This window comes from Hymenobacter sp. 5317J-9, from assembly GCF_022921075.1.
Classification (GTDB): Bacteria; Bacteroidota; Bacteroidia; order Cytophagales; family Hymenobacteraceae; genus Hymenobacter.
On record NZ_CP095050.1, the window covers coordinates 3,180,843 to 3,204,613 of the forward strand.

Below are 23,771 nucleotides of genomic sequence, written 5' to 3' on the forward strand. Positions count from 1 at the left end.
CGCCGATAACTGGGCAACCCTGGCTTCCTATCTTGCCGCCGCGATGTCCCACGCCATGCCCCTCTACTCCCCCGGCCTGCACATTCTGGCCACGTTTGCCGCACCGGCAGCCGCTCTGCGCGACGCCGCCGCCTGCCGCACGTTCTTCGATGCCCAGGTGCGGGCCTTCGGCCTGGAGAAGGTGGGCGAAGCCTACCACTCCTTCCCGGCCGATGAGAACGGCGCGGGCGGCTTCACGGCCGTGTTGGCGCTCACCGAGTCGCACCTGAGCATCCACACCTGGCCCGAGCACGGCCTGGCCACGTTCGACGTGTTTCTCTCCAACTTCCGGCGCGACAACGCGGCCACCGTGCGCGGCATCTACGCGGCCACGCTGGCGTTTTTCGGGGGCATCGAGCAGCACAAAACCGAAGTCCGCCGATGAGCGCAACTGCTACTCACCGGCCCGAATCGGCCCAGCTTGATTGCCCTTCCTGCGGCACCGGCATCACCTACTACGACGTGGAGGGCAGCGAATTCTACGCCTGCCCCAACTGCCACGCCTATTTCCGGTGGTCGGGTGAGGAAACGCCGAAAGTCTTCGGCAGCTACAAGGCCGGGCCGCAGGAAGCGCCCCTCTTCCCGCTGGGTGCGCTGGGCACGCTGGCCGACCAGCGGTGGCGGGTGGTGGGCTTTGTGGAGCGCTGCGAGCTCCGGGCCGAGCAATACCGCTGGACGGAATACCAGCTTTTCCAGCCCGAAACTGCCGAATACGCGCAGCTGGCGCAGTACCGGGGCCACTGGATGCTGGTGCGGCCGGCCCGGGAGGAAATCAAGCATACCAAGCTCAACGGCCGGTTTGTGACCATGCCCGACGGCACGTACCGACTGTACAACCGTTATCAGGCGCGGGTGCTGTGGGCGGTGGGCGAGTTTGATTGGGACATCGAGGGCGACGACCGGCTAAAAATTGCCGAATTCATCCTGCCGCCCCAGATGCTGGTGCAGGAGAAAGCGCCGAACAACACGGTGGTGTGGTACCGCGCCGAGCACGTGGAGCCCCGCGAGGTGGCTTCGGCTTTCAACCTGAGGCCGGGCGCTATGCCGCCGCAGGAAGGCGTGGGCGCCATTCAGCCCGACCCTGTGAAGGCCAGCTGGCCGGCGCTTTCCACGCTTACCACTGTGGCTTTTGTGGTGCTGCTGCTATTGCAGATTGGCCAGCACCTGCGCCACCCCGACCAACTGCTGCTGAAGGCCAGCCTGCAGGTATTGGCCGACACCACGGCCAAAACCGCTCCCGGCACCGGCCGGGTCATCGTGTCGCCCTCCTTCACCCTCGACCACCAGGCGGCGCTGCAAATCGACCTTACCACCACCCTCAACAACCAGTGGCTGGAGCTGCCCGTGAGCCTCGTGAACGAGCAAACCGGCCAGGGCTTTGAGTTCACCAAAAACATTGAGTTTTACAACGGCGTGGAGGGCGGCGAAAGCTGGACCGAAGGCAGCCGCGACGCTGACGCCGTGCTCTCGCGGGTGCCGGCTGGGCGCTACCATCTCAATTTCTACCCCTTCACCGAAGCCGGCCCGGCCGCACCTAGCATCGAGGTGCGCGTGACGGCCGACCCGCCCCTGTGGTCGAACTTTTTCGTGGTGCTGCTCCTGCTGCTCGTCTTTCCCGCATGGCAGTATTTCCGCCGCGCCAGCCACGAAACCCAGCGCTGGAGCCAAAGCGACTACGGCCCTGACTCCGAATAACCTTCTGCCTTTATGCTCGAACGCTTGTTGATTTCCCTGCGGCCCGTGCGCTTCTACGCGCTGCTGTTGCTACTGCCGCTGGGCTGGTTTGCCTGGGGCACCGCCACCGGCACTCGCCTGCTCGGCGACGACAACGAAAGCACCGAAACCCTGAGCGCCGGCTCTGGCAGCCGCGGCGGCCGCGGCAACATCGGCCACGCCCGTTTTTATCACAAGTAACTTTTCAGCTCATGGAATACCTCAACCTCAAGGCTTTCGCGGCGTCCATCGTCTACTCGCTGCTTGGCATCGTCATTCTGGTGGTCAGCTTTTACGTGTTCAACAAGTTGACGCCGGGCACCTTGCGCAAGGAAATTCTGGAAGACCACAACACGGCGCTGGCCATTCTGGGCGCGGCGTTTATGCTGGCCGTGGCCCTCATCATCAGCGCCGCCATTCATGGTTGAAACCGATTTGGCGCCCGAAGTGGCCCCCCCGGCCACGCGGCGGCAGCAGTCGCCGGGCTTGCTGCTGCTGGCGGTGGCCGTTATTGCCACCTGCGGGCTGATTTATGAGCTGATTGCGGGCACGCTGGCCTCCTACCTGCTGGGCGACTCGGTGACGCAGTTTTCGACCATCATCGGGGCCTACCTTTTTGCCATGGGCATTGGCTCGTGGCTGTCGAAGTTTCTGGAAGGCTCGCTGCTGCGCTGGTTTATCCGGCTCGAAATTCTGGTGGGCATCGTGGGTGGGTGCATGGCGCCGCTGCTGTTCGTGTCGTTCGAGTACGTGGCCTCGTTCCGGCTGCTGCTCTATGCGCTGGTGGGCCTCACGGGCGTGCTGGTGGGGCTCGAAATCCCGCTGCTGATGCGGATTCTGGAAAACCGCTACCAGTTCAAGGACCTGGTGGCGCGGGTATTTGCCGTCGACTACGTGGGGGCGCTGCTGGCCTCGCTCATCTTCCCGCTGGTGCTGGTGCCGCAGCTGGGGCTCATTCGCACCTCGCTCCTGTTCGGGGCGCTAAACCTGGCCGTGGCCGCCGTGGTGCTGGCCCGCTTTCCCGAAACGCAGCCCTACCGGCGGCGCTTCGCGGTGGGCATCGGAGCAGCGCTGCTGGGGCTGGCGGTGCTGTTCGGCTTCGCCAACCGGCTGCTGGCCTACACCGAAACGTTGGCGTTTCAGGACCAGGTGATTTACTCCAAATCAACGCCCTACCAGCGCATTGTGCTCACCCGCAACCCGCGCGAGTTGCGCCTGTTTCTCAACGGCAACCTGCAGTTCAGCTCCGCCGACGAGTACCGCTACCACGAGGCCCTGGTGCACCCGCTGCTGCAGGCGCTGCCCCAGGCCCGCCGCGTACTGGTGATGGGCGGCGGCGACGGCCTTGCCGTGCGCGAGTTGTTGAAATATCCTCACATCCAACGCATTAAGCTAGTCGACCTCGACCCGGGCATGACCAGCATTTTCCAGCACAACGAGCTGCTGCTGGCCCTGAACAAAGGCTCGTTGAACGACCCCAAGGTGCAGGTCATCAACGCCGATGCCTACCAATGGGTGCGCCAGGACACGGCGCACTACGACGCCGTCATCGTCGATTTTCCCGACCCCGGCAACTACTCCATCGGCAAGCTGTACTCGGCGGCGTTCTACTCGGCGCTCAGCAAGCGGCTGGCGCCGGGCGGGCGCATGGTGGTGCAAAGCACGTCGCCCTATCTGGCCCGGCAGTCGTTTTGGTGCGTGGCGCACACGCTGGCGGCCGTGGGCCTGCACACGGTGCCCTACCACCTCTACGTGCCCTCCTTCGGCGAGTGGGGCTACGTGCTGGCGGGGCCCGATGCCCACTGGCGCGGCGATGCCGGGCCGCTCCCGGCGGGCCTGCGCTACATCACCCCCGCCACCATCCACGACATGCTCCGCTTCCCGCCCGACATGGCCGAAGTGCCCACCGAGGTGAACCAGCTCAATAACCAAGCGCTGGTGCGGTATTTTGAGGAAGACTGGGGCCCGTACGTGCATTGAGGGAAAGGACATTTCCCCTCGAAACGTCATGCCACGGGTACGCTCGGCAGGACGTGCTTAATTTCTCTATTCCCTCTCCCTGCCTCCCCTAATGCCCACCCGTCGCACTTTTCTGGCCCAAAGCGGGGCGGCCCTTACCGGCGCGCTGCTGCTCCCGGTTCTGCCCGGCTGCGCGCCCGCAAACCCGCTGGCGCACATCAAGGGCCGGATGCTGGGGCAGGACGCGGCCACTGGCCACCTGCTGCGCGACCCCGGCCGCATCCCTGCGCCTACGCAAACCATTCAAACCGACGTGTTAATCATTGGCGGGGCGTGGCGGGGCTTTCGGCCCGGCGCTGGCTGCACCGCCATGGCCTCCGCGACACGCTGCTGGTAGAGCTAGCCCCCGAAACCGGAGGTAACGCCGCCGCAGGTCAAAATGAGGCTTCGGCTTACCCTTGGGGCGCTCACTACCTGCCCGTGCCCGATGTGCGCAACGTGGAACTGCTGGAGTTTCTGCAGGAAACCGGCACGCTCACCGGCTACGCACCCGGCGGCCTTCCCATCTACAGCGACTATCACCTGTGCCACGACCCCGACGAGCGCCTGAGCATCGACGGGCACTGGCAGGAAGGGCTGGTGCCGTCGGTGAACCTGTCGGCCGAAGAGCAGGTGCAGTTTGCCCGCTTTTTCCAACTCATTGACACCCTCAAGAAAGCGAAAGGGCGTGATGGGCGCGATGCTTTCTGCATTCCGCTCGACCACGCATCGGCGGATGAAGCCTACTGCCAACTCGACCGCATTTCCTTTGCCGACTACCTCACTCGCGAAGGTTTCACGGCCGTGCCCCTGCGCTGGTACCTCGACTACGCCTGCCGCGACGACTATGGCGCTTTGGCCTCGCAGGTGTCGGCCTGGGCGGGGCTGCACTACTTCGCCAGCCGCAAGGGCAGCGCCCACAACGCCGACCGCGGCGACGTGCTGACCTGGCCTGAGGGCAACCATTTCCTGACCGAAAACCTGCGCCGACACGCCACGGCCCCCGTGCACCCGCACACCCTGGCCTACGACCTGCGCGAAACCGCCGCCGGCGTTGAGGTTCTCACTTACAACGTGGCCACCCGCCAGAGCACCCGCGTGCTGGCCCGGCGTGTGCTGCTGGCCACGCCCCAGCACGTGGCCCACCGGCTGCTGGCCGCCGTGCCCGGCCACGCCCTGCCCCCGCCCCAGGCCCTGCACCACGCCCCCTGGCTCATCGCCAACCTCACCGTAGATGGCCTGCCCCAAGGCCCAGGCCGCCCCCTAAGCTGGGACAACGTGCGCTACGGCAGCGCCTCGCTGGGCTACATCAACGCCATGCAGCAGTCGTTGCAGCAGGAAAACGGCGCGCCCAAGGTCATTACGCTCTACTGGCCTCTCACCGACGAGGCCCCCGGCCCCGCCCGTCGCCGCGCCTACCAAACGCCCTACGCCGAGTGGCTGCCCCACGTGGTGGCCGAGCTCGAAACCTACCACCCCGGCGTGACGCCCTACATCAAAAGCGCCGACCTTTGGGTGTGGGGCCACGGCATGGTGGCCCCCACGCCCGGCCTGGTGTGGGGCTCAGCGCGCCAAGCCGCCATGCAGCCCGTGCGCAACCGCATTTTCTTCGCGCACACCGATTTCAGCGGCATTTCTATTTTTGAGGAAGGCTTTTACCAAGGGATTCGGGCAGCACGGGAGATATTGGGGGACGAAGTCTGATAAGCAAAAAGAGCGTCATGATGAGAGCAGTCGAAGCATAACGTTAGTTAATTTTATCTTTCTCACCCGCCCATGCCCCAACCCTGGATTCGCTCGGCCCGCTACGACGGGCTGCTGATTTTGGCGCCGCCGTTTCTGGCGCTGGGGCTGGTGCTGGCCCTGCCGCCTACCTACCGCAGCTCGGCCCAGATGCCATTGCTGGCCTGGGTAGCCCTGGTTGTGCTCATCGACGTGGCTCACGTCTACGGCACCTTGTTCCAAACCTATTTCGACCCGCAGAAGCGACGGCAGCGGCGCACGCTGCTGTGGGTGGTACCGGTAGCCTGCTACGCGGCCGGCGTGGCGCTGCACAGCTTAGGCGGGCTGGTATTTTGGCGGGTGCTGGCCTACCTGGCGGTGTTCCACTTCATTCGCCAACAGTATGGGTTCCTGCGGCTCTACGGCCGGCACGAAACACCCGAGAAAGGCACGTGGCTGGCCACCGCGCTCATTTACTACGCCACCATCTACCCGCTGGTGTATTGGCACCTTTCGCCGGGGCGCAACTTCAACTGGTTTGTCGACGGAGAGTTTGTGCAAATCGACTGGCCCGCGGGCCGATGGGTAGCCACCGGTCTTTACGTGGCCCTCATTGCCGCCTACGCCAGCCATGAATTCCGGCGCTGGCGCCGCACCCGCATCTTCAACTTGCCCCGCAACCTGCTGCTGGGCGGCACACTGGTGTCATGGTACGCCGGCATCGTGTGGTTCAACGGCGACTTGGCGTTTACGCTGCTCAACGTGGTATCGCACGGTATCCCTTACCTGGCCCTGGTCTGGAACGGCGGTCCATCGCCCCAACACGCGCCGCGGCCGCCGCGTCGGGGCGCATGGGCGGGCCGCTACGGCCTACTGGTGTTTTTGGGCGCCGTAGCGTTGTTCGCCTTTCTGGAAGAAGGACTATGGGACGGGCTGGTGTGGCGCGAGCACGGCACCGTGTTCGGCTGGTTTCAGCGGCTGCCGGCCGTGGCCAGCCCGGCGCTGCTCATCTGGTTGGTGCCGCTGCTGGCCCTGCCCCAGTCTACACACTACGTGCTCGACGGCTTCATCTGGCGCCGGCCGAAGTAGCTTGGACTCTGCGAATCTGAGCAGCATGTGGCAACGAGCATCCTATGCGTGACGTTGTTCGGTTCCGCTTGCTGCTCAGACTCGCAGAGTCCAAGCTACTTCACTATCACCAGCTCCACGCGCCGGTTGAGGCGGCGGGTTTCTTCGCGGTCGTTGCTGTATTTGGGGCGGGAGCCGCCGTAGCCTACTGTGGTGATGCGCTTCTCGTCCACGCCCCGGCCCACCAGGTAGCGCTTCACCTCGGCCACCCGGTCTTCGGAAAGCTGCTGGTTTTTGTCGGCCGGCGGCTCGTTGGAGGTGTGGCCTTCGAGGCGGATTTCGGTGGCGGGGCTGGCCTGCAGGGCAATGGCTAGGCGGTTGAGTTCGGCGTAGGCGGTGCCCAGCAGCGTGGCCTTGCCCTGGGCAAAGAGGATGGTGGTCAAATCCAGCTTCGAGCCCACGGCGGCGGGCAGCAGCAGCAGGTCGCGCCGCGGCGAGCCGCTGATGTCCACCGTGTCGCCCACCGTCAGGAAGCCGCCGCCCGTGGCGGTGAGGTAGTATCGGCCCGGCAGCAACGACAGCTGGTAGCCGCCCGTGTTGTCGGATTTGTGCGTGGCGTTGTACTGCACGCCCGCCGCGTTGGCCAGCAGGTTGGCTTTCACGATGGCGCCCGGCACGGGCTGTTTGGTGCGGGCGTCCAGCACGCGCCCGCTCAGGTAGGCGCGCGTGTTGGGGTCGGGGGCAGCGGCTACCGGCGCGGCGGGCAGCGAGTCGGCGGGCGTGGCGCGGCCCGTGCGCCAGATGTCGCTCGTGGCATTGGGCGCGGGCGACGACGAGTAATAGGCCGTTTTGCCATCGGGCGCAAGGCTGAAATAGGCGTTGAAGCCGGGGCCGTTCAGAGCCGGGCCCAGGTTGCGGGGCTCGCTCCATTGCGTCCAGCTTTCGTCAAGGCGCTGGCTCACGAAGATGTCGGCCGAGCCGTAGCCCATGTGGCCGTACGACGCGAAATACAGCGTTTTGCCATCGGGTGCCAGCCAGGGCGCGAAGTCAAAGCCGGGCGAATTCAGCACAGGTCCCAGGCTGGTGGGCTCCGTGAAACCGCCCTTGCCGTCGGGCCGGCTGAAGTAGAGGTCGTTGCCGCCTTCGGAGTCGCCCCGCTCCAGTGATGAAAGTAGCATTTTGCCGTCGCCACTCACGAAATAGCCCGCGCCCGGCACCGCGGTGTAGAAATTGGCAATCGGCGCTGGCGTGGGCCGTGCGCCTTTGGCCAAACCGCTGACGGCCGCCGCGCTGCTCACCGTGCTGACACCCTCATCGCGAAAGCCATTCGAATCATAAGCACCGCGCACAAAAAGCGCACGCCCACCCGGCCCGGTGGCGGCCACCACCTCGTTGTTTTGGGCGGTGTTGATGGCGTCGAGGCGGGTGGGCTGGCCCCAGGTCTGGCCGTTGTCGGCGCTCTGGCTGGCCCAGGCGTCGCCGGAGTCGGTGTTGCCTTCGGTGTTGCCAGCAAACTTGGTGCGGGCAAAATACAGCGTCTTGCCATCGGGGCTCAGCAGCGGGTGCAGTTCGTTGCCGGGCGTGTTGATGCTGCCAGCCAACGGCTTGGGCGCGCCAAACGGCGAGGGCCCTTCCACCACGTTCAGGCGCAGCCGAAACAGGCGCCACTGCTGGCTGGCCCGGCCGTTGCCCTTCTGGGCCACCACGGGCGTGCCGTTGAACTTATCGGAAGCCGCGAGGGCGGCCACGCGGCTTTCGCTGCGGTTTTCGAGCTGGAAGCTGCCGGCCGAGCCCGCCGGCACCAGGCGCCACTGCTGCTGCTCGCCGCCCTGAAACGGGCGCTGCACCAAGGCCATGTTTTCGCCGGGCTTGTCGGCCGTCAGGCACATGTTGCTGTGGCGGGCTTCGATGCGGTAATACTCGCTGCCAGTGCGAATGGGCACAAAGCGCCACTGCTGGCTATTGGCGTGGGTGAATTCCCACTGCACCGCCGCCGCACCGCTGGTGGTGCTAGCCTTGGCAATGTCGAGGCAACGGCCGCTGCCGCGGTCTATCAGGCCATAATAAGCCCGCTCATCGGGCACGAAAGGAGTTTGGGCGGGGGCAAATAGAGGAAGCAGCAGAAACAGCGACAGCAATCGAAACATTAGCGGGAGCGCGGAAAAGGGCGCGTGGGTGCATAACGCAAAAGAACGCCTAAATGATGGGACGGGCGGGAACGGGGCGGCATCCGCGCCGCGCGGCAAGGTCCCGCACTCGCCTTCTCCGCCTACGCTAACAGCTTGTGTTTGATGGCGTATTGAATGAGCCCCACCACCGACTTGCAGCTGGTTTTGGTAAGGATGTTCTTGCGGTGGGTTTCCACGGTGCGCTCCGAAATGAAGAGGGTGTGGGCAATGTCGAGGTTAGACTTTTCTTCGGCCACCAGGCGCAGAATTTCGCGCTCGCGGGCGGTGAGCTCGGCCACCGGGGCCGTGCCAGGCCGCTGGGCGGGCACGTCGAGGTGCTGGAGCAAGGTCTGGCCCACTTCCTGGCTGAAGTGGGTGCGGCCCGCCGCCACGTTGGCAATGGCGGCGCTGAGCTCGGCCTTGGTGGTGTTCTTCAGGAGGTAGCCCGCACCGCCGGCCTCCAGCACTTCCATCACCGAAGCGTGGTCGTGAAACATGCTCAGGGCCAGCACGCGCACCGCCGGAAACGCCGCCCGGATGTGCCGCGTGAGCTCCACGCCGCTCATCTGGGGCATGTTGAGGTCCACGAGGGCCACTTCAATGCCGGGGTGTTCGCGCAGGCGGCGCAACGCCTCAGCCCCGGAGCTGGCCTGGGCCACCACGCGCACGGCAGCGTCGGTTTTGAGCAGGGTTTTGAGGCCTTCAATCACCATCTGGTGGTCGTCGACCAGCAGCACGGCGGTTCGGGATGGGGCGGCGAGGTCGTGGCTCATGGTCGGTTCCTGGCAGTGAGTGGGAGAAAATGACGATGCTTCTGCGCGACGGCGAGTGCGGCAGGGTTCGCCTACCTGCCCAATTGGGGTGAATACGCTTGAATATACACATTCAAACATACTCAAGCATTGCCGCGGAATGCAACAAGTCCGCATAAGAATTTTACCACGCCTCAGGCCACCATGGGCACTTCCAGGGTCACGGTAGTTCCGCGGCCGGGGGCGGCGTCGAAATCGGCGCGGCCGCCCAGGTAGGCCATGCGGCTTTCGATGTTTTTCAAGCCAATGCCGGCTTCCTCCCCCATCGCGCCAGGGTCGAAGCCCACGCCGTTGTCTTCCACCAGCACGGTCAGCTCGTCGGCGTGCCGGATAATCTGCAGGGTAATTTCCGTGGCCCGGGCGTGCTTGAGGATGTTTTGCACCAGCTCCTGAATCACGCGAAACAGCACGTTCTCGACCATTGGCTCCAAGCGGCCGCCCCGGTCCAGGCCCACCACTTCAAGGTTGATTTTCAGGCGGCCATCGGGCGTTACTTTATCTAAAAAGTCGCGCACGGCCTGGGCCAATCCTCGTTTGATGAGGGCGTTGGGCATGAGGTTGTGCGAAATGCTGCGCACTTCCTTAAAGCTGTCCTCCACCCCGTCCAGCGCATTTTGCAGCATGGCTTGCTGCCCGGCCGTTTGCACCTGCAGTTCCTGGCCCAGGGCGTGCAGGTTGAGCTTGGCAGCCGTGAGCAGCTGGCCCACGCCGTCGTGCAGGTCGCTGCCGATGCGGCGGCGCTCCCCTTCCTCGGCTTCGAGCACGGCGGCGGCGCGCAGGCGCTCCAAGTGCTGGCGCTCCTGGGCAAACTCTACTTCGCGGCGCAGGCGCCGCCGCCCCACCAGCAGGTAGGCCAAGCCCGCCAGCAGCAGTGCCACCAGCGCCCCGGCCCACAGCAGGGTATTGCGCCGCCGAATGAGCTGTTGCTGCTCGCGCAGCTGGGCGGCCTGCAGGCGGTTTTGGGCGTCTTTTCTCTCGGTATCGTACTTGGTTTGCAGCTCGGCCACCTGCTGAGTGCTTTGCTCCTGAAAGAGGGAATCGTTCAGCAGCTGAAACCGGCGCTGCCACTGCAAGGCTTTGGCGGGCTGACCATTGGCTTCATACAAAGTGGCCAGGCCATTGTACACCACGCGCACCACGGGCAGCGCGTGCAGGCGCCGGCTCAGCTGCAGGGCGTGCTGGTAGGCGGCCTCGGCCTCGGGGGTGCGGCGTAGCAGTGCCAGGGCATCAGCTAGGTTCAGCCAGGACTCGGCCTGGCCCTGCTCGTTGCCTTCGGCTTGGTCGATGGCCAGCGTCTGGCGGTAGTAGCGGTAGGCCTCGGCGCCGTTCTTTTGCTTCAGGGCCAACCCGCCCAGGTTATAGAGGGCCAGCACCGCCACGCTAGAATCGCCAAGGGCGCGGGCTTTTTGCAGGCAGATGCGAAATTCGGCGCGGGCGGCGGCCAGCCGGTCCTGCTCCATCAGGGCCGTGCCGCTGTTGTTGTAGGAAATGGCCAGCGGCTTGGCGGCGCGGGCGTCGCCGGCCTGCACGGCTTGGCTGAGTAGGCGCTGGGCGCGGCGGGCGTAGTCCAGGGCCAAGTCGAGTTTCCGCAGGTTTTTGTTGGTGGAAGCCAGGTTTAGGCAGGCGGCTCCCTGCCCCAGCAGGTCCTGCCGCTGCTCGGCCAGGCGCAGGGCTTGCAGGAGGTGGCCCGCGGCCGCGGCGAAATCGCCGGCGCCGTTGGCCATGCGCCCGAGCAGCAACAGCGCGGCCTGTTGCCGGGCCTCCTGGCCGGGCTTTGCCTGCGTTTGCTGCAAGGCCAGCGTGGCCAGGCGCGTGGCTTCTGCGGGTTCGCTGCCGCGCAGGGCGTTGGCATCGGCCAGCAACAGGCGCACTTGCGCCGAATCGGGAGCCCCGACGCGGCGCTGATTCAGGCTGTCGGCTAGTGGCGAAGTCTGGGCAGCCTGCGCGGCGGCTGGTGCGCGCCAGCCCACCGTCATGCCGCCGAGCAAGAGCCAGATATGTAGGCAGGAAAGGCGCTGGAAGTAAGAAAATCGCATAGGCCGAACCGTTTGAAAGCGTGTTCCTCCTCCGCTCTTTGGGCTGCATCAAGGGGCGTGAATCTGGCATTCATCTTAAAAAGACACAAGCCAATGCTGCCCCGTTACAAAAACGACCCCAAACATCAGAGCCGCTAAGTAAAGCAATTATGCAATACTTAGCGGCTCCTGTTTTGCCGAATTTCAGAAAGCCTTGCTTCCTACCCTTTAGCTCGCGCTATTGGCCGTATTTGCTGCGGAATTTCTTTTCCAGGTAGGTCTGCTTGCTTTCCAGTGAGATGCTGCGCCCGTCGATGAAAGCACGCGACACGGCGTTGGTGCGCATGTCGAGCAGGTCGCCTTTGCTGAGCACCAGCGTGGCGCTCTTGCCGGTTTCCAGCGTACCGTAGTCCTTATCAACGCCCATAATCTGGGCCGGCGTGAGCGTGATGGCCGTCAGGGCCTGCTCCTTGGTGAGGCCGAAGTTTACGGCCGTGCCGGCAATGAACGCCAGATTGCGCGAGCCCGCCGTTTCCTGGTCGCCCTGGTAGTCGAGGCAGAAGCGCACGCCGGCGGCCTGTAGCTGGGCGGGCAGCTTGTAGGGCTGGTCGTAGTCGTCGGCATCGCGCCGGGGCAGGGCGTGTATGCGCGACACCACCACGCTCACGTCGTTCTGCTTCAGAAAGTCGAGCACCATCCAGGCGTCGCGGGCACCCACCACGGCCACCTTCTGCGCCCCCAGGCGCTTGGCAAAGCGCACGGCTTCGATGATTTCCTTGCCGTAGTCGGCGTGCAGGTACAACGTCTTGCTGCCATCGAAAATGCCAGCCAGCGAGGCCAGGCGCAGGTTTTCCTTACGGCCGGCGGGCAGCTGGCGGTAGGCGCTGGCTTCGCTGAGCAGCTGCTCCAGGTCGCGCAGCTGCGTTTCGCGGGCTTTCTGACGCTTGTCGAGGGCCGTGGCGTCTTCGTTGGGGTTGTTGCGGAACACCATGGCGGGCCAGGTCAGGTGCTGGCCGTCGTCGGCGCGCACCACGGCGTCCTGCCAGTTCCAGGCATCGAGCTGCACCACGCTGCTTTGGCCGGCCAGCAGGCCACCGCGAGGCGTGGGCTGGGCCAGCAGCACGCCGTTGGTGCGCACGGTGGGCAGGATGTCGGAGTCGGTGTTGTAGGCGATGAGGGCGCGCACGTTGGGGTTCAGCGTGCCCACTTCCTCCTCATCCACAGTGGCCCGGATGGACTCTACCTCAGTGAGGCCCAGCGTGGTGTTAGGCAGAATTAGGCCCGGATAAAGCTCCTGGCCAGTGGCGTCGATGGTTTCGTAACCGCTTTTGTCGGCGGTGAAGCCGGCAGCCGGGCCGGCGTAGGTCAGGCGGCCTTTGTCGAAGGCCAAGGCGGCGTTGGGCACCACGGTGCCGTTGCCCACGTGGAGCGTGGCCCCGGTGATGAGCACGGGCTTGGCCTGGGCGGGCGTGGGCATGGGCACTTGGGCCAGGGCGGCACAGGTGGTGCTAGCTAAAGCAAGCGTGAGTAAAATGCGCATGAGTTCTCTATTTAGCTAGTTCTTTTTCTTCGCCGAGGGTGTCGCAGTGCCACAGGCCCTGGGCTTTGCCGGGGGCGGCCTGGGTGGGCGCGCCGCCTTTTTTGGCCGTCAGCATGGCTTGCACCAGGCGCTGGCGCTCCTTTTGAATGTCGGCGCGCAGGGCGGCGTCGGCCGCCAGGCTGAACATTTCGCGGCCGTCCACAAACGTGTATTCCGGGTGGGCGTAGATGCTGAGCGGGTTGTCGGACCAGAGCACCACGTCGGCGTCCTTGCCTTCCTTGATGGAACCCATCCGGGCGTCGAGGTGCAGCATTTTGGCCGGGTTGATGGTGACCAGGCGCAGCGCCTCTTCTTCGGTTAGCCCGCCGTATTTCACCGTTTTGGCGGCTTCCTGGTTGAGGCGGCGGCTCATCTCGGCGTCATCGGAGTTGATGGCCACGTTCAGCCCGGCCCGCGTCATGATGGCCGCGTTGTACGGGATGGCGTCCTTCACCTCGTTCTTATAGGCCCACCAGTCCGAGAAGGTGCTGGCGTTCACGCCGTGGGCCTTCATTTTGTCGGCCACCTTGTAGCCTTCCAGAATGTGGGTGAAGGTGTTCACCTTGAAGCCCAGGCGGTCGGCCACGTTCAGCAGCATGTTGATTTCGCTCTGCACGTAGCTGTGGCAGGTGATGAAGCGCTGCTGGTTCAGGATTTCGACCAGCGCCTCCAGCTCCAGGTCGCGGCGCGGGGCCTCGCCCTTTTGCTGCTTGCTTTTGCCGAGCTTGTTCCAGGCCTTCCACTCCTGCTCGTACTCCTTAGCGCGGGTGAAGGCGTCCACGAACACCTGCTCGGTGCCCATGCGCGTCTGCGGGAAGCGCAGCACGTTCATCTCGCCCCAGTTGCTCTGCTTCACGTTTTCGCCCAGGGCAAACTTGATGAAGCCCGGCGCACCGGCAATTTTCATGTCCTCAGGCGTGGCGCCCCAGCGCATCTTCACCAGCGCCGACTGCCCGCCGATGGGGTTAGCCGAGCCGTGCAGCAGCTGCGCGGCCACCACCCCGCCGGCTAGGTCGCGGTAAATCCCCACGTCCTCGTTGTCAACAACATCCCCAATGCGGACTTCGCTGGTTACAGCTTGGGTGCCCTCGTTCACCCCGCCCGAAATGGCCAGGTGCGAGTGCTCGTCGATGATACCCGGCGCCAGGTGCTTGCCCGTGCCGTCGATGCTGCGGGCGCCCTTGGGCAGGCTCAGGTTTTTGCCAATCTTCGTGATTTTGCCGTTTTCCAGCAGCACATCGGTGCTTTCCAGCTTGCCGGCGGCGTCGCTGGTCCACACCGTGGCGTTCTTGATGAGCGTGGGCTGCTGGCTGGGCATGGCCGCCCGGCCGTAGGCAGCAAACGGGAACATCACGCTGCCCAGCACCGGCGCCGGGGTCGCTTTGGCCGAGTCACGCTTGGCGGCGCGGGTGGCTTCTTCCTGCCGCACCGCCCGCCATTTTACCGGCGTGCCATCGGCCAGCAGTCCATCGCCCTGAAACACGCGGCCCTCCTGCGTGTAGTAGCCGCTCAGCCGCACTGAGCCCTCGGCGGCGGGCTTTTTGTCGGGCTCCTTCTCCCCTTTCTTCTTTTTTCTATCAGCCGGGTTGAATACCACTGTGGCCAGGTCGCTGGTCACGGTCAGGTTGCCTTTGAGGGTGTCGCCGGCCGTGGGCACAATTTTGAGTTCCGGTGCCTCGGGCTTGCCCTGAATCAGGAAGCGGCCCTCGGGCTGGCTGCCGATTTTCAGGCTGTACACGCCGCGGTAGTCGGCTGGCACGGTGCTTAGCTGGTACCGCTCGCCCTGCACCCAATTGTCGAGCAACACGTTGTCGTCGGCAAGCAAGTTGGCCGAGCACACGATGAAATTGGCTTCCATGCCCGGCTTCAGCGCCCCGACCCGGTCCTGGGCGCGCAGCAGGCGCGCGGGCGTTTCGGTGAGGGCCTGCAGCGCCGCGGTTTCGCTCAGGCCGTACTGGGCCGCTTTGCGCAGGTTGGGCAGGAATTTCTTTTTGTCCTTCAGGTCGGCAGCCGTGAGGGCAAAGGGCACACCGGCCTGGCTGAGCCTAGCGGCGTTGGCGGGCGCCAACTCCCAGTGCTTCAGGTCTTCGAGCGGAATGCGCAGGGCATCGTACACGTCGGCCACGTCGTAGGCATCCGGGAAGTTAAGGGGCAGCACGAAGGCGGCGCCCGTCTTTTTCAGGTCGTCGAGGCGCTGGTACTCGTCGCCCCGGCCCTTAATGATGTATTGCTGGCCGGCTTCGTCGCCCAGCTTATCGGCGCGCAGGGCCGAGAGCTTGTCGCTCACCTGGAAAATGGCCGGCAGCGCCTTTTGCTGGCTCAGCGCCTGCAGCGAGAGGTTGCGCTCGCGGCTGGGGCTGCGCTGGTTCCACTGGGCGTCGAGGTAGGTTTGGCGCAGCAGCGCAATGCTGCCCATGAGCGAGCCCGGGTAGTCCTGGGTGCTCGTGCCCTTGTCGAACGACAACCCCGAGGCGGCTTTTTCCAGTAGCATTACCTCCTGCTCGCGCCGGTTGGTGTTCAAACTCACCAGCGCCGCCGTGCCGCGCATGATGCCGTCGGCCTGCTGCGTGAGCACGGCCCCGAAGCCCAGCGCCCGGTAGGCCGTGGCCTGGTCGTTGTTGATTTTGAACTGCTCGGCGGCGTTCACCTCCGGGTGAATGGCCTGGTTCCAGCTGTAGGCGCCGGTTTTCTGACTGTCGAACTGCGGGCCTACGCGCCGGCTCTGGCGCTGCGCGGCCGGAATTTCGGGCACGCCGTAGCTAGTGTACACATCCACAAACCCCGGGTAGATGAACTTGCCGCGCACGTCCTGCACCACGGCCCCGGCCGGGATTTTTACGGCCGCCGCCGGGCCGGCAGTCACCACTTTTCCGTCCCGCACCAGCAGCGTGGCGTCGCTGATTTTGGTCTTGTAGTCAGTGAATAGCGTGGCGTGGGTGAAGGCGAATACGCCCGGGCGCTGGTCGTACACGCCGTTGCGCGGGAAGGTGCCGGGCTGGGCCGCAGCGGCCGTGCCCAGCAGCGCTAGGCCGGCCGCCAACGGCAGCCGTGGAGTAGCAATTTTCATCAAATGGCGGGTCGATGGTTGAGAGTTTCTCCAAAAAAGGCTGGAGTCGTTGCTCTTTTTCTCATCAAATGTAGCCCTTTGGCCAGCGCCCCAGCAACGGTACTGCTCAAATGAAAGTAAGCAGCAGAAAACCGGGGCTTGCAGCCCCCTATTTGTTCACCATTTCGTTTTCATTTTTATGCGCAAGGGCACCAAAGTTTCCTGGAAATACGGCACCGGCACCGCCACCGGCAAAATTGAGTCTGTGCACAAAGAGTCCATCTCCCGCACCATCAAGGGCGCCGAAATTCACCGCAACGGCTCGGCCGACGACCCGGCCCTGGTCATCGTGCAGGACAACGGCGACAGGGTGCTCAAGCTCAAAAGCGAAGTGAAGGCCGCCAGTTAAGCGGGGCGGTATCGGCATAATATATAATTTTAATTATATATTAACAGCTCCACTTACCCCAAGTCCTGCGCCCGATGCCTCCTCTCCCCCCCTGCCGGCCGCGCCACTGGCCGAAACCGACCGCGCCGAACTGCTGGACGCCCTGCGCGGCTTTGCCCTGTGCGGCGTGTGCCTGGCCAATCTGTTTACGGGGTTTGCGGCCTGGAACGAGCCGGGCGGGGTGCCGGCCGCCCAGCTGCCCACCGCCGCCACCGACCCGGCCGCCGCCTTCCTCATTCGGGCGCTGGTCGACGGCAAGTTCTACTCGCTGTTTTCGCTGCTGTTTGGGGTGGGCTTTGCGGTGCAGCTGCAAAGCGCCACCGCCCGGGGCGACGCGCAACTGCTGACGTATCGGCGGCGCCTGTGGGTGATGCTGGGCATCGGGCTGGTGCACCTGCTGTTCATCTGGCCCGGCGATATTCTGGCCTTTTACGCGCTGGTGGGGCTGCTGCTGGTACGGCTGCGCCACCTGCCCGACCGGGCCATTGGCCGCTGGGCCGTGGGGCTGCTGCTGCTGCCGGTGCCGCTGTGGGCCGTGTTCTGGCTGGGCGGCGGCTGGCAGGCCCGGTTGCCGCTCACGCCGGCGGCGCCATTCTACGCCGTGGCCCAGGCCCTCGACCAGCCCCTGCACATCACCTCCTTCTACCAGGTGGTAGCCAATTCCGACTGGGTCTTTTTCGCGAAAGCCATGCGCTCGGGCTTCTTCTACCGGGCCGGCGACTTGCTTTTTCAATGGCGCATCTGCAAGGTGCTGGCCATGTTTCTGCTGGGGCTGTGGGTGGGCCGGCACCAGGTATCCCGGCAGCTCGATGCCTACCGGCCCCTGTTGCGGCGCGTAGCTTTGGGCGGATTGGTACTGGGCCTGGCCGCCAGCCTGCTCAACGCCTACCTCGACCACGGCCGCGCCTACAACCTGGGCCAGACGCCGGGGCTGTCCTTTGCCGTGCTATATGCGCTGGGCGTGGCGCCGTTGGCGCTGGGCTACGCGGCCACGTTTGCGCTGGCCTGGCGTCGGCCGGGTGCCCAGCAGGTACTGCGCCAATTAGCCCCGCTGGGGCGCATGGCCCTCACTTGCTACCTCAGCCAGAGCTTCATTGGCGCTTTCCTGTTTTACGGGCTGGGCCTAGGGTGGGCGGGCAAGGTAGGGCCCACGCTGCTCTGGCCCCTGGCCGCAGGCGTTGTGGGCGGCCAGCTCCTGTTCTGCCGCTGGTGGCTGAAACGCTACCAGTTTGGGCCGGCCGAATGGGTATGGCGCAGCCTCAGCTACCGGCGGGCACAGCCGCTACGCCGCAAGGCGGCACTGGCCGCGGCGGCATAGGATGGTTTGTGTGCCGCAACAAGGCAGGCGCCGTCTGGGCAAGGCAACAGTCGCCCGCTTCTTTAACGTTGCAAAACGGCCCCGCGCCCACTGCCGTCACCGTCGGCCACCACGGGCACGCCGTTGAGCACGAAGCGACGGCGCGTGTTCTGGCCGCAGCCGCAACAGCCGTCGCCACCGCTTTCCCCAATCTGCAATTCAATATCGCTTAAATCGTACGTCCGGTTAGTGGCCGGCAGCACAAAACGGAAGTTATAGCTTTCCAGGTTGGATGGGGCCGGCACCGAAACCATCGCCGGCCAGGGTAAGGAGCGCAACGTGACTCCACCATTGTAAAAATTGGTGCCGCCACGCACTTGGCGCACAGTATCAATCGGCCGGGCAAAACCGGGTGCTACGTAGCGTACCGCGTAACCTCCCGCTAGGTCAGCCCTGCGGAAGCCGCCGTGCAGGCTGTCCACGTCTATGTAGACGATGATGTCGTCGATGAAAGCATTGCACGGCGAGCAATAGACACCGGCGCATTTGTCGCCGCAGCCGCTCAGGAGCGTACCAGCCCCGGTTAGCGCAACGATGCTGAAGGCAGAAAGAAGGTGAGGGCTTTTCATAGGAAGGCTAGGGACGGACCACGGCAGCCTGACCGCCTACCGGCCAGATTGGTTGCCTAAGGATACTAAAAAAACCCCGCCGGTGCTTACCGGCGGGGTTTTTCAAGATGAAGTCTGACTAGCGACCTACAGGTTGTTCGGGTCGGGCTTGATGAAGGCTTCTTCCTCCATTTCGGTGGGCACCACCACCACGCCCTTCTGGAGCATGGAGTTTTGCTTGCCGTAGAGGAAGTACACGATGAAGCCCAGCAACATCCAGCCCACGGCCACTTTCAGCGTGAACGCATCGAGGCCGACGATGAGCAGCGTGCACACCAGCGCACCCATGATGGGCACCAGCGGGAAGCTGGGCGACGAGAGCGGCGCGCGGAACGGACGCGGCTGGTCGGGGTCGGAGCGGCGCATAATCCACACGCCGATGCTCACCAGCACGAAGGCCAGCAGCGTGCCAAACGAGGTGAGGTCGCCAGCCAGCGAGCCGGGCACGAAAGCCGCAAACAAGCCCACAAATACCATCAGCATCAGGTTCGACTTGTAGGGGGTGTTGAACTTGGGGTGCAGCTCCGAAAACGCCTTGGGCATCAGGCCGTCTTTGGCCATGGAGAAGAACACGCGGCTCTGGCCCATGAGCATTACGAGGATAACCGAGGTGAAACCGAGCAGGATGCCCACCGTGACGCCCGTGGCCAGCCAGCCGTAGCCGGGCATGTGCGCCCGAATGGCATAGGCCACCGAAGCTTCGCCGCCCAGCGCCGGGTCGGCAAACTCGCGCCAGCTGGCCACGCCCGTCAGCACGTGGCCGAACAGGATGTACAGCACCGTGCAGATGGCCAACGAACCCAGAATGCCGATGGGCATGTCGCGCTTGGGGTTGCGCGCTTCCTGCGCCGCCGTGCTCACGGCGTCGAAACCAATGAAGGCAAAGAACACAATCCCCGCGCCGCCGATGATGCCGCCCAGGCCGTGCTTGAAGAAGCCTTCGTAGGTGCGCACCGTTTCGCCGGCCGCGTTTTTCACCACGGCATCGGCCGGAATGAGGTAGGGCGTGTGGTTGGCCGAGTTGATGAACTGCCAGCCCACGGCGATGAACACCACCACGATGAGCACCTTCAGCACCACGATGACGGCGTTGAACAGGGCCGACTCCTGCGTGCCCTTCACCAGCAGCAGGCTGAGCATCACGATGATGAACAACGCCGGCAGGTTGACGATGCCGTGCTGCTCCACGTTGTTGATGACGGCGTGCTCGAAGGGCGAGTGGCATAAACTATACGGTATACTGGTGCCAAAGACCTCCAAGAGCTTGTTCAGGTACTCGCTCCAGGCAATGCTGACAGTAGCCGCGCCTAGGGCGTATTCCATCACGAGGGCCCAACCGATGACCCAGGCCACAAACTCGCCCATGGTGGTGTAGGCGTAGGTGTAGGCCGAGCCGGCAATGGGAATCATGGCCGCAAACTCGGCGTAGCACAGGCCCGCGAACACGCAGCCAAACGCCGCCAGAATGAAAGCCAGCGTGACGCCCGGCCCGGAAGCCTGCGCGGCAGCCGCGGCGGTGCGCACAAACAGGCCCGCCCCGATGATGGCGCCCACGCCCAGGGCCACGAGGTTGCCGGCGCCCAGCGTGCGCTGCAGGGTGCCGTGTCCGGAAGCATTGGCCTCGCCCAGAAGCACGGACAGGGGTTTTTTGGCGAAAATACTTGCCATGTGTTAAGTGTAAAGGAGGAAGAAGTGTGAAATAAAGGGTTCGGTAAACGGGATGGTCCGACGCTATTTGCCCGGGTTTTGCCCCAGAAAACAGCGGCGGGCCCGAAATATAGGCAGCAAATTGGCTCCGAATGGGCGCCCGCTGCCAGGGCCCCTGACGCGGGCGGCCTTCCACCGTTGCCCGGCCGTGCTTAAACCCGCCGCGCCCCGCAGCATCCAACGCCCGTGTTTCACCCTTCATCACCCCGCTTTATGAAAAGAATCCTTGTGTTGCTCGCTCTTTCGCTCGGCGCCGCCAGCGCCGCTTCGGCCCAGGCCCCGGCCAATGCCGGCATGGCCACCGCGCAAGCCACGCCCGAGCAGCAGGCCCAACGCCGCACCCAGTACCTCGCCAAAGAACTAGGCCTCAGCGCCGACCAGCAGGCCAAGTTGCAGCCCATCTTGCTGGCCCAGCGCCAGGAAATGATGGCCATGCGCGAGAAGGTACAAACCGGCGGCCGCCAGCGCGGCATGGGCCAGGACCTGAAAGCCGCCCAAGCCAAATACACCGACCAGATTAAGGCCGTGCTCACGCCGGAGCAATTTGCGAAGTTCGACCAGATGAAAGACGACGCCCGCGACAAAATGCGCGAGCGCCGGGCCAGCGGCCAGGGCCGGCCGGCCGGCCGATAAGCCTCCGGGTTTTCGTCTGCAAAAAGGCCCTGCTCATCGATACAAGCAGGGCCTTTTTGCAGGGCACCCAGTCTTGGCATACTGCTTGCAAATACCCTGGCAAGCGAATGAACCCGTATTCTTCGCTTCTTCCCTACTCCCCGTCTTATCCCTTCTCTCTTCCCCTTATCATGAAAAAGACCCTGATGTTGCTCGCTGCCCTGGCTTTCACCACCGCCGGCACCAGCTTTGCCCAAACTGCCCCCGCTGCCACCGCCCCCGCTAAAATGCACCACGGCAAGGGCGGCCACAAAGACCCCGCTAAAAAAGCCGACCAGCACGCCGCCAAAATGGCTAAAGAGCTCGGCCTGACCGCCGACCAGGAAACCAAAGTGGAGCAGCTGATGCTGGCCCGCCAGCAGGAAACCCAAGCTCTGAAAACCAAGTACGCCGCCAACAAAACGGCTGGCCGCGCCGAAATGAAAGCCTCGCACGAGAAGTACGAAGCCCAGCTCAAGAGCATCCTCACGCCGGAGCAATACGCCAAGTTCGACCAAATGAAGGCCGAGCACCGCGGCCACGGCAAGATGCAGGGCGGCAAAACCAAGGTGAAGGCCAAAGCGTAATCGCCTTCGTTTTCAACCACTTCAAAAAGCCTCGGCCCCACCGGCCGGGGCTTTTTTGTGCGCAAAAGCCAACCTGAACCGCACCCCGCATTCCGGCGGTTGCTTATATTTGGCCTAACCACCTGGCCCGAAAACGGCCTTATTCCTCCACCCCATGCCTCCCCTCCCCAGTAGCACGGCCTCGGCCGTGCAAATTCAGCAGTTTTACGACAAGGGCCTGGCCCACGCCAGCTACGCCGTGCGCTGCGGCCGCCAGGTCGCCGTCATCGACCCGGGCCGTGACCCCCAGCCCTACTACGATTTTGCCGACGAGCACGAGGCCGACATCGTGGCCGTGATTGAGACCCACCCGCACGCCGATTTCGTGTCGTCGCACCTGGAAATAGCCCAGGAAACCGAGGCCACCATCTACTGCAGCAAGCTGGTGGGCGCCAAATACCCCCACAAATCCTTCGACGACGGCGACCGCCTCAAGCTGGGCAGCGTGGAGCTGCACGCCATCAACACCCCCGGCCACTCCCCCGACAGCATCAGCATTTTGCTGATGGACGAGCTGGCCCAGAGCCGCGCCGTGTTCACGGGCGACACTTTATTTGTGGGCGACGTGGGCCGGCCCGACCTGCGCGAGGACGAGGCCATTGGCGGCCACAAGCGCGAAGAGCTGGCCGCCGAGCTCTACCGCAGCACCCGCAACAAACTCATGACCCTGCCCGGCAGCACCCGCGTGTACCCGGCGCACGGCCCCGGCAGCCTCTGCGGCAAAACCACCAGCCCCGACCTCGACAGCACCATTGCCAAGGAGCTCAAGACCAATTACGCCCTGCAGCCCATGTCGCAGGACGAGTTTATTAAGGTACTGCTCGAAGACCAGCCCTTCGTGCCCAAGTATTTCGGGCACGACGTGAAACTGAACAAGGCGGGCGCCCCCAGCTTCGAGGACAGCATCCGGGCCGTGCCGCACCCGGGCAGCAACGTGATGCTGGAGCCCGGCGTGCTCATCATCGACACGCGGCCGGCGGCCAAGTTCCGCGCCGGCCACCTACCCGGCGCCATCAACCTGCAGGACGGCGGCAAGTTTGAAACCTGGCTGGGCTCGGTGGTGGGCCCCGGCGAGAAGTTTTACCTGCTGGCCGACACCAAAATAGCCCTGGACACGGTGGTACGCAAAACCGCCAAAATCGGCTACGAGGCCAACATCAAAGGTGCCCTGCTGGCCCCGCTGGCTCTGCCCGAAACCTCCCCCGCCGTGGACGTGGACGCCGTGCGCCAGCACCCCGAGGCTTTCACCATCGTCGACATCCGCAACCGGGCCGAGGCCAAAGACCCGGTGTTCGACAACGCCCTGCTCATTCCGCTGCCCGAGCTGCGCGAGCGCGCCCACGAAATCCCCACCGACAAGCCCGTGCTCATTCACTGCGCCGGTGGCTACCGCTCGGCGGCCGGCGCCAGCATCGTGCACCAGGCCCTTCCCGGCGCCGAGGTGCTGGATTTGGGCGAAGCCATTACGGAGTTTCAGAAGCAGGCCGTGCATTAGCCTTACGGCGACATGCCCCAATTGCCGCTACTCCCTTCGCCTGGGCAGTAGCGGCAATTGTCTTTTCAGCCCGGTCATAACCGCTCGCCTGGCGCTACGCCTACCGGCCGGCGGCCGGCAGCGGAAAGCGCCTTCATCACCTCAATATCATGCAGCAGCCCCGAGTGCAACTGAGAAAAGCCGAAGTATCCGACCTGGAATCCCTCTTCCGGTTTCAGCTCGACGAAGAAGGCATTTTCCTGGCGGCGTTTACGCCCAAAGCCCCTTCCGACAAAGCCGCTTATTTCGAGAAATACACCCGGCACCTGCAAGACCCCACCATCAATACGCAGGCCATTTTGGTTGACGGCCGGGTTGCGGGCAGCATTGCCAAATTCGAGATTGCCGGCGATGCCGAAATCACCTACTGGCTGGATAAAAGCTTTTGGGGGCAGGGCATTGCGACGGCGGCCCTCACCGCTTTTCTCGCTATTGAAGGAGCCCGACCAATTTTTGGCCGGGTTGCGTTCGACAACCTGGGCTCGCAGAAAGTGTTGGAAAAATGCGGCTTTGTGAAGGTTGGCACCGACAAAGGCTTCGCCAATGCCCGGCAAGCGGAGATAGAAGAATTCATTTACAAATTGGACGAATAACCCTCATTGAATGGCCGGCTGGGCTGCGTGAGAGGCAAGCGCCGGCCGTCACGAAGCGGCGCCGACATTCCTTGGGCCTGGGTATCT

The 23,771-nt window shown here is 64.3% G+C and carries 21 protein-coding genes; 14 read left to right on the forward strand and 7 right to left on the reverse strand.

What is annotated here, in order from left to right; genetic code table 11:
* The first annotated feature begins 43 nt into the window (after window positions 1-43).
* The 8 genes from MUN81_RS13510 (at window position 44) to MUN81_RS13545 (ending at window position 6,561) form a co-directional block, all read left to right on the forward strand.
* Window positions 44-424, forward strand: a complete 381-nt coding sequence (locus MUN81_RS13510) for an S-adenosylmethionine decarboxylase (protein WP_245111167.1) — start codon at window positions 44-46, stop codon at window positions 422-424.
* Complete coding sequence (locus MUN81_RS13515) at window positions 421-1,734, forward strand: DUF4178 domain-containing protein (protein WP_245111168.1); 1,314 nt, start codon at window positions 421-423, stop codon at window positions 1,732-1,734. Before MUN81_RS13510 ends, MUN81_RS13515 begins: the two co-directional genes overlap by 4 nt.
* Window positions 1,735-1,746: 12 nt before the next feature.
* Window positions 1,747-1,953, forward strand: a complete 207-nt coding sequence (locus tag MUN81_RS13520; RefSeq protein ID WP_245111169.1) for a hypothetical protein — start codon at window positions 1,747-1,749, stop codon at window positions 1,951-1,953.
* Between the two features lie 11 nt (window positions 1,954-1,964).
* Window positions 1,965-2,180 (forward strand): DUF350 domain-containing protein, encoded by a 216-nt coding sequence (locus MUN81_RS13525; protein ID WP_245111171.1) that lies wholly within the window; start codon window positions 1,965-1,967, stop codon window positions 2,178-2,180.
* Window positions 2,173-3,732: a polyamine aminopropyltransferase gene (locus MUN81_RS13530; RefSeq protein WP_245111173.1), complete on the forward strand. Its 1,560-nt coding sequence runs from the start codon at window positions 2,173-2,175 to the stop codon at window positions 3,730-3,732. Before MUN81_RS13525 ends, MUN81_RS13530 begins: the two co-directional genes overlap by 8 nt.
* A gap of 91 nt (window positions 3,733-3,823) precedes the next feature.
* Entirely contained in the window at window positions 3,824-4,108 is a 285-nt protein-coding gene (locus MUN81_RS13535; RefSeq protein WP_245111174.1) for a hypothetical protein, read from the forward strand.
* Window positions 4,045-5,454: an FAD-dependent oxidoreductase gene (locus MUN81_RS13540; RefSeq protein WP_245111176.1), complete on the forward strand. Its 1,410-nt coding sequence runs from the start codon at window positions 4,045-4,047 to the stop codon at window positions 5,452-5,454. Before MUN81_RS13535 ends, MUN81_RS13540 begins: the two co-directional genes overlap by 64 nt.
* 72 nt (window positions 5,455-5,526) lie before the next feature.
* Window positions 5,527-6,561 (forward strand): hypothetical protein, encoded by a 1,035-nt coding sequence (locus MUN81_RS13545; protein ID WP_245111178.1) that lies wholly within the window; start codon window positions 5,527-5,529, stop codon window positions 6,559-6,561.
* Between the two features lie 95 nt (window positions 6,562-6,656).
* Here the strand turns inward: MUN81_RS13545 and MUN81_RS13550 are convergent, their stop codons facing one another.
* The 5 genes from MUN81_RS13550 to MUN81_RS13570 all read right to left on the reverse strand — a co-directional run bounded on the left by MUN81_RS13550 (window position 6,657) and on the right by MUN81_RS13570 (window position 16,181).
* Entirely contained in the window at window positions 6,657-8,687 is a 2,031-nt protein-coding gene (locus MUN81_RS13550) for an RICIN domain-containing protein (RefSeq protein ID WP_245111180.1), read from the reverse strand.
* Window positions 8,688-8,809: 122 nt separating this feature from the next.
* Window positions 8,810-9,481: a response regulator transcription factor gene (locus MUN81_RS13555; protein ID WP_245111182.1), complete on the reverse strand. Its 672-nt coding sequence runs from the start codon at window positions 9,479-9,481 to the stop codon at window positions 8,810-8,812.
* Between the two features lie 173 nt (window positions 9,482-9,654).
* Window positions 9,655-11,556, reverse strand: a complete 1,902-nt coding sequence (locus tag MUN81_RS13560) for a sensor histidine kinase (protein WP_245111183.1) — start codon at window positions 11,554-11,556, stop codon at window positions 9,655-9,657.
* A 217-nt stretch (window positions 11,557-11,773) separates the two neighbouring features.
* On the reverse strand, window positions 11,774-13,075 hold the full coding sequence (locus MUN81_RS13565) for an amidohydrolase family protein (RefSeq protein ID WP_245111185.1): 1,302 nt from the start codon (window positions 13,073-13,075) through the stop codon (window positions 11,774-11,776).
* A 7-nt stretch (window positions 13,076-13,082) separates the two neighbouring features.
* Window positions 13,083-16,181, reverse strand: coding sequence for an amidohydrolase family protein (locus MUN81_RS13570; RefSeq protein ID WP_245111186.1), 3,099 nt, complete (start codon window positions 16,179-16,181; stop codon window positions 13,083-13,085).
* A gap of 178 nt (window positions 16,182-16,359) precedes the next feature.
* Here MUN81_RS13570 and MUN81_RS13575 point away from each other — a divergent pair, with 178 nt between their 5' ends.
* Window positions 16,360-16,569 carry a DUF2945 domain-containing protein gene (locus tag MUN81_RS13575; RefSeq protein WP_245111188.1) on the forward strand — a complete coding sequence of 70 codons (210 nt, stop codon included), beginning with the start codon at window positions 16,360-16,362 and terminating at the stop codon, window positions 16,567-16,569.
* 166 nt (window positions 16,570-16,735) lie between these two features.
* Window positions 16,736-17,926 carry a DUF418 domain-containing protein gene (locus tag MUN81_RS13580; RefSeq protein WP_245111190.1) on the forward strand — a complete coding sequence of 397 codons (1,191 nt, stop codon included), beginning with the start codon at window positions 16,736-16,738 and terminating at the stop codon, window positions 17,924-17,926.
* A gap of 62 nt (window positions 17,927-17,988) precedes the next feature.
* Here the strand turns inward: MUN81_RS13580 and MUN81_RS13585 are convergent, their stop codons facing one another.
* Together MUN81_RS13585 and MUN81_RS13590 are read right to left on the reverse strand one after the other, a co-directional pair.
* On the reverse strand, window positions 17,989-18,534 hold the full coding sequence (locus tag MUN81_RS13585; RefSeq protein ID WP_245111191.1) for a hypothetical protein: 546 nt from the start codon (window positions 18,532-18,534) through the stop codon (window positions 17,989-17,991).
* A gap of 126 nt (window positions 18,535-18,660) precedes the next feature.
* Window positions 18,661-20,241 (reverse strand): amino acid permease, encoded by a 1,581-nt coding sequence (locus MUN81_RS13590; RefSeq protein WP_245111193.1) that lies wholly within the window; start codon window positions 20,239-20,241, stop codon window positions 18,661-18,663.
* 252 nt (window positions 20,242-20,493) lie between these two features.
* Between MUN81_RS13590 and MUN81_RS13595 the strand changes: the two genes are divergently transcribed.
* The 4 genes from MUN81_RS13595 (at window position 20,494) to MUN81_RS13610 (ending at window position 23,684) form a co-directional block, all read left to right on the forward strand.
* The gene (locus MUN81_RS13595; protein WP_245111195.1) at window positions 20,494-20,913 is read left to right on the forward strand and encodes a hypothetical protein; all 420 of its coding nucleotides are present in this window, start codon (window positions 20,494-20,496) and stop codon (window positions 20,911-20,913) included.
* A 170-nt stretch (window positions 20,914-21,083) separates the two neighbouring features.
* Window positions 21,084-21,518, forward strand: coding sequence for a DUF4890 domain-containing protein (locus tag MUN81_RS13600; RefSeq protein ID WP_245111196.1), 435 nt, complete (start codon window positions 21,084-21,086; stop codon window positions 21,516-21,518).
* 154 nt (window positions 21,519-21,672) lie between these two features.
* The gene (locus tag MUN81_RS13605) at window positions 21,673-23,052 is read left to right on the forward strand and encodes an MBL fold metallo-hydrolase (protein ID WP_245111198.1); all 1,380 of its coding nucleotides are present in this window, start codon (window positions 21,673-21,675) and stop codon (window positions 23,050-23,052) included.
* 149 nt (window positions 23,053-23,201) lie between these two features.
* Complete coding sequence (locus MUN81_RS13610) at window positions 23,202-23,684, forward strand: GNAT family N-acetyltransferase (protein WP_245111200.1); 483 nt, start codon at window positions 23,202-23,204, stop codon at window positions 23,682-23,684.
* The last annotated feature ends 87 nt before the right edge of the window (window positions 23,685-23,771 follow it).

Bases quoted from the DNA above. Each gene is read 5' to 3' on its own strand.
- MUN81_RS13510 (WP_245111167.1), top strand. From the start codon at position 44: ATGTCCCACGCCATGCCCCTCTACTCCCCCGGCCTGCACATTCTGGCC.
- MUN81_RS13515 (WP_245111168.1), top strand. From the start codon at position 421: ATGAGCGCAACTGCTACTCACCGGCCCGAATCGGCCCAGCTTGATTGC.
- MUN81_RS13520 (WP_245111169.1), top strand. From the start codon at position 1,747: ATGCTCGAACGCTTGTTGATTTCCCTGCGGCCCGTGCGCTTCTACGCG.
- MUN81_RS13525 (WP_245111171.1), top strand. From the start codon at position 1,965: ATGGAATACCTCAACCTCAAGGCTTTCGCGGCGTCCATCGTCTACTCG.
- MUN81_RS13530 (WP_245111173.1), top strand. From the start codon at position 2,173: ATGGTTGAAACCGATTTGGCGCCCGAAGTGGCCCCCCCGGCCACGCGG.
- MUN81_RS13535 (WP_245111174.1), top strand. From the start codon at position 3,824: ATGCCCACCCGTCGCACTTTTCTGGCCCAAAGCGGGGCGGCCCTTACC.
- MUN81_RS13545 (WP_245111178.1), top strand. From the start codon at position 5,527: ATGCCCCAACCCTGGATTCGCTCGGCCCGCTACGACGGGCTGCTGATT.
- MUN81_RS13550 (WP_245111180.1), bottom strand. From the start codon at position 8,687: ATGTTTCGATTGCTGTCGCTGTTTCTGCTGCTTCCTCTATTTGCCCCC.
- MUN81_RS13555 (WP_245111182.1), bottom strand. From the start codon at position 9,481: ATGAGCCACGACCTCGCCGCCCCATCCCGAACCGCCGTGCTGCTGGTC.
- MUN81_RS13560 (WP_245111183.1), bottom strand. From the start codon at position 11,556: ATGCGATTTTCTTACTTCCAGCGCCTTTCCTGCCTACATATCTGGCTC.
- MUN81_RS13565 (WP_245111185.1), bottom strand. From the start codon at position 13,075: ATGCGCATTTTACTCACGCTTGCTTTAGCTAGCACCACCTGTGCCGCC.
- MUN81_RS13570 (WP_245111186.1), bottom strand. From the start codon at position 16,181: ATGAAAATTGCTACTCCACGGCTGCCGTTGGCGGCCGGCCTAGCGCTG.
- MUN81_RS13575 (WP_245111188.1), top strand. From the start codon at position 16,360: ATGCGCAAGGGCACCAAAGTTTCCTGGAAATACGGCACCGGCACCGCC.
- MUN81_RS13585 (WP_245111191.1), bottom strand. From the start codon at position 18,534: ATGAAAAGCCCTCACCTTCTTTCTGCCTTCAGCATCGTTGCGCTAACC.
- MUN81_RS13590 (WP_245111193.1), bottom strand. From the start codon at position 20,241: ATGGCAAGTATTTTCGCCAAAAAACCCCTGTCCGTGCTTCTGGGCGAG.
- MUN81_RS13595 (WP_245111195.1), top strand. From the start codon at position 20,494: ATGAAAAGAATCCTTGTGTTGCTCGCTCTTTCGCTCGGCGCCGCCAGC.
- MUN81_RS13600 (WP_245111196.1), top strand. From the start codon at position 21,084: ATGAAAAAGACCCTGATGTTGCTCGCTGCCCTGGCTTTCACCACCGCC.
- MUN81_RS13605 (WP_245111198.1), top strand. From the start codon at position 21,673: ATGCCTCCCCTCCCCAGTAGCACGGCCTCGGCCGTGCAAATTCAGCAG.
- MUN81_RS13610 (WP_245111200.1), top strand. From the start codon at position 23,202: ATGCAGCAGCCCCGAGTGCAACTGAGAAAAGCCGAAGTATCCGACCTG.